At 59.0% G+C, this 12,750-nt stretch carries 14 protein-coding genes and 1 tRNA gene; 4 read left to right on the top strand and 11 right to left on the bottom strand.

From position 1 onward, the window contains the following. Nucleotides 1-25: 25 nt before the first annotated feature. Nucleotides 26-98 (bottom strand) — tRNA-Thr (locus tag NW862_RS02900). Between the two features lie 82 nt (nucleotides 99-180). Further along, on the bottom strand, nucleotides 181-1,758 hold the full coding sequence (locus tag NW862_RS02895; RefSeq protein WP_414334065.1) for an apolipoprotein N-acyltransferase: 1,578 nt from the start codon (nucleotides 1,756-1,758) through the stop codon (nucleotides 181-183). A 103-nt stretch (nucleotides 1,759-1,861) separates the two neighbouring features. On the opposite strand from NW862_RS02895, the gene NW862_RS02890 reads away from it, so the two are divergent. After that, on the top strand, nucleotides 1,862-2,395 hold the full coding sequence (locus tag NW862_RS02890; protein WP_414334103.1) for an HNH endonuclease: 534 nt from the start codon (nucleotides 1,862-1,864) through the stop codon (nucleotides 2,393-2,395). Here NW862_RS02890 and NW862_RS02885 read toward each other — a convergent pair. After that, on the bottom strand, nucleotides 2,392-3,327 hold the full coding sequence (locus tag NW862_RS02885; RefSeq protein WP_414426897.1) for an alpha/beta fold hydrolase: 936 nt from the start codon (nucleotides 3,325-3,327) through the stop codon (nucleotides 2,392-2,394). The two genes, NW862_RS02890 and NW862_RS02885, sit on opposite strands and share 4 nt — an antisense overlap. A gap of 108 nt (nucleotides 3,328-3,435) precedes the next feature. On the opposite strand from NW862_RS02885, the gene ruvA reads away from it, so the two are divergent. Together ruvA and nadD are read left to right on the top strand one after the other, a co-directional pair. Further along, nucleotides 3,436-4,050, top strand: coding sequence for a Holliday junction branch migration protein RuvA (gene ruvA, locus NW862_RS02880; RefSeq protein WP_414334069.1), 615 nt, complete (start codon nucleotides 3,436-3,438; stop codon nucleotides 4,048-4,050). After that, nucleotides 4,047-4,709, top strand: a complete 663-nt coding sequence (gene nadD, locus NW862_RS02875; protein WP_414334070.1) for a nicotinate-nucleotide adenylyltransferase — start codon at nucleotides 4,047-4,049, stop codon at nucleotides 4,707-4,709. The genes ruvA and nadD overlap by 4 nt, the downstream gene beginning before the upstream one ends. A gap of 16 nt (nucleotides 4,710-4,725) precedes the next feature. Here the strand turns inward: nadD and psaC are convergent, their stop codons facing one another. Continuing rightward, on the bottom strand, nucleotides 4,726-4,974 hold the full coding sequence (gene psaC / locus NW862_RS02870) for a photosystem I iron-sulfur center protein PsaC (RefSeq protein WP_244348937.1): 249 nt from the start codon (nucleotides 4,972-4,974) through the stop codon (nucleotides 4,726-4,728). 244 nt (nucleotides 4,975-5,218) lie between these two features. Here psaC and NW862_RS02865 point away from each other — a divergent pair, with 244 nt between their 5' ends. Continuing rightward, entirely contained in the window at nucleotides 5,219-5,608 is a 390-nt protein-coding gene (locus NW862_RS02865) for a hypothetical protein (RefSeq protein ID WP_414334072.1), read from the top strand. A 7-nt stretch (nucleotides 5,609-5,615) separates the two neighbouring features. On the opposite strand, the gene NW862_RS02860 is transcribed toward NW862_RS02865, so the two are convergent. The 7 genes from NW862_RS02860 to NW862_RS02830 all read right to left on the bottom strand — a co-directional run bounded on the left by NW862_RS02860 (nucleotide 5,616) and on the right by NW862_RS02830 (nucleotide 12,688). Continuing rightward, nucleotides 5,616-5,948, bottom strand: coding sequence for a DUF3493 domain-containing protein (locus NW862_RS02860; protein WP_414334074.1), 333 nt, complete (start codon nucleotides 5,946-5,948; stop codon nucleotides 5,616-5,618). A 3-nt stretch (nucleotides 5,949-5,951) separates the two neighbouring features. Next, the gene (locus NW862_RS02855; RefSeq protein ID WP_414334076.1) at nucleotides 5,952-6,593 is read right to left on the bottom strand and encodes a hypothetical protein; all 642 of its coding nucleotides are present in this window, start codon (nucleotides 6,591-6,593) and stop codon (nucleotides 5,952-5,954) included. 130 nt (nucleotides 6,594-6,723) lie between these two features. After that, entirely contained in the window at nucleotides 6,724-8,025 is a 1,302-nt protein-coding gene (locus NW862_RS02850; RefSeq protein WP_414338325.1) for a gamma-glutamyl phosphate reductase, read from the bottom strand. 136 nt (nucleotides 8,026-8,161) lie between these two features. Continuing rightward, on the bottom strand, nucleotides 8,162-8,614 hold the full coding sequence (locus tag NW862_RS02845; protein ID WP_414334079.1) for a hypothetical protein: 453 nt from the start codon (nucleotides 8,612-8,614) through the stop codon (nucleotides 8,162-8,164). Between the two features lie 57 nt (nucleotides 8,615-8,671). Continuing rightward, the gene (locus NW862_RS02840; protein ID WP_414426896.1) at nucleotides 8,672-9,949 is read right to left on the bottom strand and encodes a hypothetical protein; all 1,278 of its coding nucleotides are present in this window, start codon (nucleotides 9,947-9,949) and stop codon (nucleotides 8,672-8,674) included. Between the two features lie 22 nt (nucleotides 9,950-9,971). Then, nucleotides 9,972-11,252, bottom strand: coding sequence for a hypothetical protein (locus tag NW862_RS02835; protein ID WP_414426895.1), 1,281 nt, complete (start codon nucleotides 11,250-11,252; stop codon nucleotides 9,972-9,974). Then, a complete protein-coding gene (locus NW862_RS02830; protein WP_414426894.1) occupies nucleotides 11,249-12,688 on the bottom strand; it encodes an NAD(P)/FAD-dependent oxidoreductase in 1,440 nt (479 codons plus the stop codon). Before NW862_RS02830 ends, NW862_RS02835 begins: the two co-directional genes overlap by 4 nt. Nucleotides 12,689-12,750 lie beyond the last annotated feature (62 nt).

Below are 12,750 nucleotides of genomic sequence, written 5' to 3'. Positions count from 1 at the left end.
GCGCTCCAAGGTGCTCAATCCAGAAAGCTGATGATCGGACTCGAACCGATGACCTGCTCATTACGAGTGAGCTGCTCTACCGACTGAGCTACATCAGCAACGGTTGATTCGATGGGGGAACCCGCCACTCCGGAGCAAGCAATCCCGATCTTGATCCTGGGCAAGCTTACTGATCTTACCTCATCCTTGCCTTACTCGGGATCCCCGGCGCCACAACCCCAGAGATAGCCCCAGCGTCAGCCACACCAACCAATCCCCCGTGCGGCTGTAGAAGGTGGTCTCAGAACGCCGCCTTACCTCTCCCGTGATCACCCCCCGCTGAAAGATGGGGCCGACCTGCTGGAGCCGACCTGAGGGATCCACCACCAGGTTGCCGCCGGTGTTGTTGACAAACACCATGCTACGCCGGTTTTCCACAGCCCGGAAAACCGAGAGCTTGCCGTGCAGCATCGGCCAGTGGCTATTGCCAAACCAGCTATCATCCGAAATCACGATCAAAGACTCGGCGCCATGACGGGTTAGAGCGCGGCTGGGCGCAGGCAGCACGCTCTCCAGGCAGATCATCACCCCCAAAGGCCCGAAAAGCTCGCCCCCGGCCAAAGGCCGATAGCCATCCGGCGAGGGCACATAGCGCCCCGACTCGAAATAGGGAAAGATCCACTGCTTGCCAAACCCATCCAGCAAGCTGCCCTGGGCGTCGAACAACAGGGCCATGTTCAACAATCGCTGCTGCTCCTCCGGCAGATGGGCTGTGCGGGGATCCGGCTCTGTTGCCCCCGTAATCAAAGCGCCTTCTGGCGGCAGAATCGCTTGCATCGGCTCGATCACATAAGGTTCCAGGGCGGTATTCAGCAGCCGCGCCCGCAGCGCCCCCTCCGGCCAAATCACCAATTGTGCGCCGGCGGCCACCCCCTGGGCAGAAAGTTGATGCAGCTCCCGGTAGCGCTCCCTGCGGTAGTCCCAACTGCGATCGGCTTCCAACCAAGCCACCTGCTGCACCGCCGCCACCCGAAAGCCGGGATCCCTGGCCAAAGCATCGAAGTAGGCCAGGCGCACGCTTCCATAAGCCAAGACCAGCCCCGTCAACCCCAGGCCCCAGGCGAGCGTACTCCAGAAATCCCTGTTCCTGAGCAGCTCATCCAAGCAGGTTCTCAGGGATCCTCGGGCCATCTGCCTGGCCATCTGCCAAAGCACCCCATTGACAAACACAGCAAAAAAGGTAACCCCCCAGATGCCTGTGATATCGGCCACCTGGATGGCAAGGGGCCAATCGAACAACAGGGAGCCCCAATGAAAGGGAATAGGCCACCAGAGCAAGCCCAACAGCCCATCCAAACCTGTCCAGACCGTGGCCAAGCCCAGCGGACGCGCCCAAGGCGGCAGGGGATGACTCAGATGCAAACTCAGGAGCGTAGCAGTGGTAAAGAAAAGGGGGATCAGGGGGGCCACCACCACGCCCCCCAAGATCTCCCAGGCGCTCAGCACCTTGACTGAGAAGGGATCCACCCAGAAGGCATACAGGCAAACCCAAAACCAAAGGCCATAGGCCAAACGCCACCGCGCCCACCCTTGCTGTTGTTCGCACAAGTCAAACAGCGGGGCTAGGCCCAGCAGCGCCCCCGGAAACCAATGCAGCCAGCGGTTGGGGGATCCCAGGCAAAGTAGCAGAATGGCCAGCCCCATCAGCCAGCGCCTGCCTGGGTTTCCTTTTTGGAGCAGATCCTGCTGTTGGGTTGAATCTCCCACTTTCAGCTTCATCAACAAGCGCCTAAATCTAAAGCTGTGTTAACATTTTGCATAACTTCAGGGGTCTGGCGCCTTCCGGCTTGGCTTGGGGATCTCGTCAGCGGTGCGTAGCACTATGGGCAAGGTTTTGGTTTTGAATGCCTCCTACGAGCCGCTCAACATCACCAGTTGGCGCAGGGCGGTTGTTCTGCTGCTCAAGGGCAAGGCCGAGCAAATCGAGCACAACGGTCGAGTGGTGTACGGCAACATTCCTTTGCCCACTGTCATTCGTCTGCGCCACTATGTCCACGTTCCCCACAAGGAGATCCCGCTCACGCGCCGCAACGTCCTCTACCGGGATGGGCACCGCTGTCAGTACTGCGGTTGCTACGGCGAAGACCTCACCCTTGATCACGTGATCCCGCGCTCCCGCGGCGGTGGAGATACTTGGGAGAACGTGGTCAGCGCCTGTGTGCGCTGCAACGTAAAAAAGGGCAACCGCACCCCCCGCGAAGCCGGTATGCCCCTGCTGCGCCAACCCCGCCGTCCCCACAGCACCCTCTACTTTGAAATCTCCAAAGCGGTTGACAGTGGTTCCCACCGAGAATGGTCCAAGTACGCCATCGGCCTGGAAGGGGATCCCCAAGAGGAACCGTTGGACAACGGCTAAGGATGGAGTTCTGACGTGGGGGCAGCTTTGGAAATGGGGGGAGAGGTGGTGGCCGGGATCCCCGTCTCGATCCACTGGTGGATCAGGGCATTGACCTGTTCGGGGCGCTCATCGTGAGGGCAGTGGCCGGCCTCCAGGAAGTATTCCACCGCCTGAGGGTAGTGAGCCCGGTAGAGCTTAGAGCGCTCGCGGGCCCGCATCCAGGGATCCCGTTCTCCCCAGATCAACAACAGCGGGCGCACCAAGCTGCGCAGCAGCTCATCCACGTAGCGTCCCTTCTGCCCGCCCCGCATCAAGGCTACAAACACATCGGCAGCCCCCGGATCCCGCGTGGGGCGGTGGATGTCTTCCACCAGTTGGTCTGTCACCGCCGCCGGGTCGTAGTAGACCTGCTTCAGCTTGGCCCGGATCACGTGCGGCTGTCGCAAGTACTGAAACAGCAAGTAAGATACCAGGCGCTGCCGCAGGCCCCAGCCCACCAATCCGCCCAGCCATTGCCGCCAGCCGCTCGGGGATCCTTTGAGCGTGGAGAACCCCCCTGCCCCATTCAAGAGCACCACGCCCCGCACCCACTCCGGCCACTCCGCCGCCAGACTGAGCACCACATAGCCGCCCAGGGAGTTGCCGATCCCCACCACGGGCCGACGGATCACCTGTTGGCAAAAGTCCCGCAGTTGATCCCGCCAGATTTCGGTGCGGTAGTCCCAGTTGGGCTTGGCGGAGCGACCGAAACCCAGCAAATCGATGGCATACACCTGATAGTGTTGCGCCAATTCGGGAATGTTTTTGCGCCAGTGGTCGGTGGAGGCCCCAAAGCCGTGCACCAAGAGCAAAGGCTGACCCTGCTCGCCTTGTTTGACATAATGAACCGACTGCCCTCGCCAAGTCCACCGCGCCGAAACGGGAGTGGCCGATGCCGATGTTGAAGCCATAGAAGTCGCTTGTAAGCTTTTCTTATTCTAGATTCTTTTAAATTCTGCTCAGCCGACTCTGGAGCTGTAGCCGCGCAGAGTATCCTAAACACGGATTGGACTTGCAGCATGATCGCCTTTTTGAGCGGCCACCTCGTCGCCATCGAATGGGGAGAGCGCAGCAGCCTCACCGTTGAGGTGCAGGGGATCGGCTATCGGGTCAAGGCCCCGGCGCGTTTTCTCAAGCAACTGCCCCCCATCGGAGAGCCCGTGCGGGTGTTTACCCACTTGGTGGTGCGAGAGACCGAGCTGGTGTTGTACGGGTTTGGCTCGCCAGCCGAGCGCGATTTGTTTGTGGAGCTCATCAAAGTTGCGGGGGTAGGGCCGGCTCTGGGTTTGGCTCTGCTGAATACCTTTGGCCTGCCGGAGCTGGTTCAGGCAGTGGTGACCGAAAACGTGCGCCTACTTTCCCTCGCACCAGGGGTAGGTCACAAAACGGCCCAGCGGCTGGCCTTGGAGCTGAAAACCAAGCTGGCCCACTGGCGACAAGGTTTGGAGAACGCAGATCGCCCCCTGGCCGGCGGGCCGCCCATGCCCATCCGGGAAGAGGTGGAAATGGCCTTGCTGGCCCTGGGCTACAGCGCTCAAGAAATTCAGGCGGCCCTGCAAGCTTTGCCCTCCCAGCCTCGCCCAACGGAAGAGTGGCTGCGGGATGCCATCACCTACCTCAGCCGCCAGCCATGAGCCCCTCTGTCCGCAAGCAGCCCCGCATCGGCATCCTGGGCGGCACCTTTAACCCTGTACATCACGGCCATTTGATCATGGCGGAACAAGCCCTTTGGCAGTTTGACCTGGATCAGGTGCTGTGGATGCCGGCAGGGGATCCCCCCCACAAGCCCCTGGCCGCCGGCGCCAGCAAAGCCGACCGCTTGGCTATGGTCAAACTGGCCATTGCCGACCACCAGCGCTTCGCCTGCTCAGAGCTGGAGATCCGCCGTCCGGGGCGCTCCTACACCATTGAGACGCTGCGCAGCCTTATCCAGGAGCAACCCAATACCCAGTGGTACTGGATCCTCGGCGTGGATGCCCTGCGGGATCTGCCCCAGTGGTATCGAGCCGAAGAATTGGCCCGCCTCTGCCACTGGATTGTCGCCCCACGGGTGGATGCCGGCGATGCCGCCCAGGTGTTGCGGTTGGTGGCCCAACAGTTGCCCATCCAGGCGGAAATCCTGGAAGCCCCTACCTTGACCCTCTCTTCCACCTACTTGCGGCGGCAAATCCAAAAGGGGGGATCCATTCGCTACCTGGTGCCCCCTGCCGTGGAGCACTACATCCGCCAGCACCGCCTCTACCTGCAGCGTGAAGAAGGGGAGGAATCCCTCCCCTCCGAATCAATCCGGTAGAAGTACCCCCAACCCCTTAGTAGGCCAAGCCCATGCTGCGGGTGGTTTCGGGGCCGAGATAGACCCGGATGCTCAAGAAATCCGTGGGGCAGGCAGTTTCGCAGCGTTTGCAGCCAACACAGTCTTCGGTGCGGGGAGAGGCCGCGATCATCCCGGCTTTGTTGTTCCCTTTCCAGGGCACCATCTCCAACACGTCGGTGGGACAAGCTCGCACACACTGAGTGCAGCCGATGCAGGTGTCGTAGATCTTGACCGAGTGAGCCATTAGCGTTCTCCAGTCGAGCAGGTTGAAAAGTTAAAAAAGATTGACCAATCGGCGTGGCAGCAACATCGCTGCGCAAGTGCCCTCAGTGTACTGTAGTCCTGCCAAGACACCCCAAGCTCCGATCCAAATGTTCAAACAAATTTACAGGATTGGGCTAGCGGAACGGCTGTCATAAGGGCCCCGGAGCCGTTGTTCCCGTTGGGCTAGGATCGCCTGAGAAAGACCAGGGCAAGGGATCCTATCAATGGGACGCTCGCTGCGGAATTGGAGAAGGCAAACCCAAGGCCAGATGCGCCGCCTGGGGCCTGTTTTGGCCGATATCCTCCAGGAGATCTACGCAGAGAACGTCCCTCGCCTGCGCCAATGGGATCGGCAGCTCACCGAGTGGGTGTACCGCCGCGGCTGGAGGGTGGATCCCTCCTTGCCCAAGGTGGCCATCTACGTGTTGGGCGCGGTGGTGATCCTGGCGATTCCGCTGCTCACCTTGGCGGTCTTGGTTGCCTTGGTTGCCTTTCTGGCCATCCAAATAGTTCAAAAATGGCCCCAGGAAGCCCCGGCAAGGGAGCGCCGTTATCTGCCCAGCGCCGACGCGGAGGACGACTCCGATCCCGGCCCAGAGAACTGGGATTTTTAGAGCCGGGCTAGCGGTCTTGTCGGATGCCCAAGCGCTGCTTCACCTGTCTGACCAGCTTTTGCTGGGAACGGTTTTCCAGCCTGTTCAGGCCGAGGGCGCCGGCCAGGATCCCCAACTGCAGCGCCAAGCTGGGCAGGGTGGTCTCCAGATCTCGCCCCGCCAAGGCCCGGAAGAAAAATACAAATGCCCCGATGGTGGCCGAGAATCCCACCGCCAGGTAGATGAAGCGCCGCAAACTCCGATAGGGAGCGGCCAGCTCCGTGAGCAGCCTCACCCGATCCGCCATCGGATCCTGGGGCAAGCTGGCTTTGGGCGAAGACTTGGGATCCGATTCTGCCATCGACTACACCTCCTCGGGCAACAGAAGGGGATCCCGACCGGAAACCCCCGCCAAAATGGCTTCGGCAGCGCGGCAGGCGGCCAGAATATCTTGCTCTTCCCCGCCCAGGTACACGCGGCCAAAGCTGCCAAAGGGCATCACCTCGAGGATGTTGATCCGGGCCGATTTTTCTGCCTCGTTGGCGGCCAGGGGGGCATAGCCTGCCGGCTGCACCTCCAGGATGTAGAGGGTTTGGCCGGCCAACAGCATTTGGCCGCGGCGGAAACGATTGATCAACTGGGTTTGGTGGGGATCGATGTTGCGGATGATCTGGCTGGAGATGATGCGCGGCTTGAGGCGCTCCTGTTCGCTCACCCCCAGAGCAGATAGAATGGCGCGGCCAGCCGTGCGGGTATCCCCCTGATTGCTGGAGTGTACCTCCAAAAGGCCGTAGAGGCGCTCCACCACCTGCAGCCCAGGCCTCACCGAAGTGGCTTTGAGGGCGATGTCCATGACGCGGTTGATCTCGATGCCGGGGGAAATCTCGACCCAGAGGGAAGTATCCCCTGGCAGGGGCAAAAAGCCCTGGGCCACCGTGCCCAGGTAGGCCGCGTACTGGGGCTGGAGCCGATCCAAAAACACATAACTGCGCAGGTCAATCCCCAAAGGAGTTCTCCCCCGTCTGTTGGGCTGGGTTGGACGTCGGACGACCGGGCCGGCATCCCTCCCTTTCTAGTCTCACGCCATCTCCTGGCTTTTGGGGAGAACGGCAGTTCGGGATCCCAACTTTTCCCCGCTACAGGCCACCCTGAGCCACCACCTTCACTGTTGTCAAAGCTTCCAGGTCAATGGGCCCGCGCACGTGCAGCCGCTGGGTGGAAATGCCCAAAGACAGGTCGCGAAACGCTCCCAAGGTGGGGATCCCGGCTCCCCGGCCTGCCGAGAGGGGGGACGTGTTGAGGTGGATCAGGGCGGCATCCACCTCCTGGAGAAAGCGCTGGGCTGCCGATTGGCTATCGGTGAGGATCGTCTCCGATTGACGACAGCCATTTTTGTTGATCCAGGCGATCGCCTCCGTCAGGTCGGCAACGGGCTGTAGGCGCAGATGAGGCTGTTCTGTGGAGTCAAAGCCCTCCCCAAGCGGGTGAAGCTGGGGGAATCGCTCCAGAATAGGGGCTGCTGCCTGTATATCGATCCCTTGACCCAGCAAGTCTTCAATCAGGGCGGTCAGATGATTGGCGGACCAATCGGTGTGGATCAGCAGCCAAAGGGTGAGGGGCTGATAAATCGGGATCCCTTCCGCGCCATACTGGGCCAGGGGATCCAACACAACTGACTTGACCAAAGGCCAGGGAGCCGTGCGATCCACGTAGATGTGGCCGTACCCCAGATGGGTGACCAGAGTCGGCACTTTGCTGGCCTGCAACAGGAACTCCACCCAGCCGGGGCGACCACAGGGGATCACCAGATCCACGTAGCGGGTTTGCTGCAACAACAGCAACAGTGGGGAATCGGCCTGAGGATCGGCCGTTTGGTCTTGGACGGGCAGGGTTTGAATGGCCCCTTCCGGGATCCCGTGCTCGTAGGCGGTCTCTGCCAACAGGTTGACCAGGGCCTGATGGGTTTTCTGGATAGGGCCGCTGCCGGCCAGAATCACGCCATTGCCCGTCTTGAGACACATGCCAATGCCATTCAAGGCAAACTCGGGGTAGATCTCGTAGACCAAGGCGATCAGCCCCAAAGGAACGCGGTAGCGGCCAATAAACAGCCCGTTGTCCTGACGGCACCCCCTCTCCAGGCTACCGATGGGATCCGGCTGTTGGGCCAAGAGAGCAAGCAACTGGGCGGATCGCTGCAGGCGCTCAGGAGTGAGCTTGAGGCCGTTGAGGATCCACTCCGGCAGGGTTTGCTCGCGGCAGCTTTCCAGGTCGAGGGTATTGGCCTCCAGCAGCAGATCGGAGCGATCCAGCAAACAACGCGAGAGAGCCAACAGGGCCTGGCGCTTGGTTTGGCTGCTCAGCCGCTGCATCTGCGGCAGCAAACGGCGTACCTGTCGCAGAGTAGTGCTTAGGTCAAAGGCTGAACCGAAATCTGTCACTCGCTTCTCTCCTGCCTGGCTGACCGACGACAGACCTGCTCCCTTCTCCAGACCACTGCTAACAAGAAATGGCTGGATCCACAAGTGCCGGGGCTGCTGATTCTGCAGGGGATCGCCGGGGAAAGTCCCGCCAATCTTAAGGCCGCCGCAGCAGCAGGATCGCCGTGGCCATCAACAGGGTCAGCAACAAGCCAAGAATCAGAAACCAACTGAGCAACTGGGTTTGGCTGGGAAAGAGCACCGCACCGATAAACCCCACCACCAAAACAACCCCCAGGCTAAAGGTGAGGCCCAAGAGCGTGGATCCCTGGAGGGCATTTTCCCGCCGCAAGACCCACTGATGGCCGTTCCAGAACCACATTTTGCGATAGGGATAAGAAACCGCCAGTTGCTCAATATGCAAACGGTCGGGGGTGATGGCGAAAATATGCTGGCAACGGCTGCAGCCAAAAGCCTCGGTCAGGGTGATCAGGCGCAACTGACCCTGATGGCAACACGGGCAGGGGTAGATCTTGGTGGGCTCAATCGGCTGAGCCACCCGCAGGGACGATTTCTGCCGAGGCAACTTGCGGGGAGAAGAAAAGGCCACAGCTCCTAGTTGGGGAGAAGTCGGGATCCCTCACATCCTATCTTCAAGAAAGTGGAGTCAAGCCACCCAGAGATGCTGGGTGTAACGCCAGGTCAAGATTTGGTTGAGGACGAGGAAGATGAGAGCCAGAAGCCCATAGCCCAGCTTGAGAACTCTGCTCAGGTGGGGACGAGCCCAGAGGGGAAGAAAGCCCAAATCTGTGTGCTTGGCCCAGTGCACGAGAGCCAGCACGTGTACGACGTGAACCGGCAGGCAGTAGCGAATCATGCTTCGCTGGCCCAGGGGACTCATGCCGGCTACAGCGATGTAGAACATGGCCCAGGCAGCCAAATGGAGCCCCAGCCGCTCCCGCCAGCGCTGGCTCTTGCCGGCCAGGATACTCCACCCATCCAGCAAGCCTGTAACAACTAGGGATCCCAACGTAACAGACACAAACAGTTGGCTGAGAGCATCAGACCACAGGCCAGGATCCTTCACGGGTGCAGAAGGAGAGAGCAAGACTTGCCATCGCTCAGGGGAAAGAACATAGGTAGAAGCTTGGAAAAGGGCTTGGTAATTGGCCTGCACGCCAGTGAAGTAGCGCTGCATTTCCAGGTAGAGATCCCAGCGGCCAAAGCGGAGCTGACAGTAGAGGAAAAAACTCAGCCCGCCCGACAAGGCCAAAACAACGGCGCTGGCTGTCCAAAACCAAGGGCGGGATAGCCGCAGCAGAGGAACCAGCGCCACCGGCAAACCCACAATGCGGGTGGCACTCATCGCCAAGCCGTGGATCCCGGCCAGGAGTCCTGACCTCATTGAATTCAAGTGGGCCGACCAGTAGAAAAAACCCAACAAGCTGGCCATAAAGAGGGATTCGCTGTAGCCCACGACAAGGTAAAAGCTGCTGGGATAGACCAAGATCATCAAACTTGCCAAAACTTGCCAAAGCAAGGGGATCTGCCAGAGACGGTAAAGTAGAAGGAGATAAACCCACATCAGCCAACAAAAGAGCTGAGCAGTGAGATAAAGCCCCAGCTCCGGATCAACTCCTAATAGGCGGCTCATTATGGTCACTGCCAGAGGATAGCCGGGAAAGAAAGCTGCATTGCTTTGCTCGTAGGCAATCTTGTCAAAGCCCACAAACTGATACCCCCGCTCTACAATGCTCAGGTACCAATAGCTATCGCGCTGGCTCAGGGCTGTAAAAGCAGAAGCATAGCTGCCGCGTTTTGTCCAGAGGTATATCGTTAACACTTGCAGGATAGTCAGCGCTAAGCCCAGCAAAAAAATCCGAGTAGAGAAGCCAACTAAACATTTGCGAATCTGCTGCAGCAGAAGGCTAGGACGCAAACTCATCAGCTTCACTACCAAGGTTCGATCAAGCCACCCAAAGATGCTGGACGTAGCGCCAGGCGAGGATTTGGTTTAGGGCAAAGAAGACTAAAGCCAAGATCCAGTAGCCCAGCCTCAGGACACTGCCAAGATAGAAACGCACCTGTTGGGGGATGAAGCTGAAATCGGTGTATCTGATCCCATGCAACCAGGCCAGCACCTGCAGGGTGTGAACCGGCAGGCAGTAGCGGATCATACTTCTCTGGGCCACGGCACTCATGCCGGCCACGGAAATGGAGAACATAATCCAGGCAGCCAAATGGAGCCCCAGCCGCTCCTGCCAGCGCCGGCTCTTGCCGGCCAGGACACTCCACCCATCCAGCAAACTGGTAACAACTAGGGATCCCAGGGTGAGGGGAACAAACAGTTGACTGAGGGAAATGGCCCATATCCCATCCCCCAAAGCCTCGGAAAAGGAAAACAAAGACTGCCAGTACCCAAGAGAAAAGAGGGGGGCATAAGTACGAGGTTGAATAATAGCCAGGTAATCGAAAGAACTGGGGCCAAAGTAGCGCTGCATTTCCAGGTAGAGATCCCAGCGGCCAAAGCGGAGCTGACAGTAGAGGAAAAAACTCAGCCCGCCCGACAAGGCCAAAACAACGGCGCTGGCTGTCCAAAACCAAGGGCGGGATAGCCGCAGCAGAGGAACCAGCGCCACCGGCAAACCCACAATGCGGGTGGCACTCATCGCCAAGCCGTGGATCCCGGCCAGGAGTCCTGACCTCATTGAATTCAAGTGGGCCGACCAGTAGAAAAAACCCAACAAGCTGGCCATAAAGAGGGATTCGCTGTAGCCCACGACAAGGTAAAAGCTGCTGGGATAGACCAAGATCATCAAACTTGCCAAAACTTGCCAAAGCAAGGGGATCTGCCAGAGACGGTAAAGTAGAAGGAGATAAACCCACATCAGCCAGCAAAAGAGCTGGGCGGTCAGGTAAAGCCCTAACTCAGGCTCAACCCGCAACAAGCGGCTGAGGGCAATAACGGCCAGAGGGTAGCCAGGAAAGAAGGCCACATTGCTCTGCTCGTAGGCAATCTTGTCAAAGCCGACAAACTGATAGCCCTGCCGCACAATCCCCAAATACCAATGGCTATCCCACTGGGTTAAACCCTTGAAGATGGAAGCATAGTCATCCTCCTGGCTCCAAAGGGAGATTAAGAAGATCTGCAACCCTGTCAAGGCTAAGCTTGGCAGCAGAACCTGGATAGAGAAAGGGGCAAGACGCTGCCGGCTTTGCCGCAACAGATGGCTAAGAGAGAAGCTCATCGCCGGACCTTCGCAGGTGGGGGTGGCACTTTGATCTCTTCTTGGTAATCGTCATCGGAGTTCACCTGCCAGAGATCGTGGCTGCCGGGGCGGAGGACGTTTTCCGCCGCCAATAGGCCCATCAGCAAGCTGTGATCCTGGTTGTTGTACTTAAACGAGCCGTAGCGACCCACCAGTTGCAAGTTTTCAAACTGGCCAAGATACTTCTGCAAAGTGGCTAGATCTTCTTTGTAGCTGCCGGCGTAGATGGGATAGGTGCGGGGCAGGCGCACCACAAAGCCGCCGCGGATCTTCTGGCCTTGCAGCAGGCCAATTTGGCGTAGCTCCTTCTCAGCCAAAGCCAGCAATTGCTCCTCAGGGGCTTGCCACAAGGGATCCCCAAAGTTGCACCAATACTCACAGCACAAGGGGGTTTGTTCCCGGTTGGGGAGCATAGCCGGTGACCAATTGGCAAAGTTGGTTACCCGACCAACCTGCACTGTTGGGTCGTTGATATACAGCCAGTTGTCGGGGAAAAGCTGGGATCCCTCCACGATCAAGTAAACCAAAACCGTGTTGCGAAACTTGAGGTTGCGGGCTGCCTGCAGCACTTCTGGGGGAGGCAGTTCCCGCAGGCTCTGCACCAACACTGTCAGAGGGATCGAAGAGATGACGTGGGAGGGGGAGACCCATGTTTCCCTTCCATCCTGAAGATGGCGCAGTTGCAGCTCAACAATCCGGGATCCCTCCTGCCTAAGGGCAATGACCTCTGTATTTAGCCAAACTTTTTGATCCTCGGCCAGCAAAAACTCCTGCATTTTTTCGTAGAGCTGGCCGGATCCCAGGCGAGGAAACTGAAATTGGTCAATCAGTGATTTGACGGAGCCGCGGTTCCACCCCAGGGCCTTGCGGATCGCTTGCCCAAGGCTGAGACCTTTGATGCGCTGAGCGGCCCAATCGGCGCTGATTTCGGTACAAGGGATCCCCCACAGCTTTTCCGTGTAGCCTTTGAAGAACATCTGAAAAAGCCGGCTACCAAATTTTCCTTTGACCCAGTCGGCAAAGTTCTGGGGAGCTGGGTGGGGGATGAGTTGGGCCCAGAGGTAGGAAAGGACAATGCGCAGACTTTCCCACCAGCCGACTTTGCGCAGGACTTCCCAGGCTTGAATGGGGTACTGAAAATATTGCTCGCGGTAGTAGATGCGGGTAAGCCGCCGGACAGTCACCTGTTCGGATCCCAAAACCCGGTTCCACAGCTCCAGCACCGCTGGGATCTTGGTAAAAAACCGGTGCGGGCCATAGTCGAGAATGAACCCCTGGTAGCGAATGCTTTTGGCCAGGCCCCCGACCCTGTCTTCTCGTTCCACCACCACCACGGGGAAGCCTAGCTGGGTCAGGCGATAGGCAGCCGCCATGCCCGCCGGCCCCGCCCCTAGGATATAGATGGGATCCCGCATCTCGCCTTACTTCTGCCTTCAAGTGCTGCCGACATTGTAATGTGGGGCGAGACTGGGAAAAT

The sequence above is a fragment of the Synechococcus sp. H55.8 genome (genome assembly GCF_047462375.1).
Taxonomy (GTDB): Bacteria; Cyanobacteriota; Cyanobacteriia; order Thermostichales; family Thermostichaceae; genus Thermostichus.
Note: the sequence above shows the minus strand (reverse complement) of the source record. Positions and strands in the feature narration are given on the sequence as shown.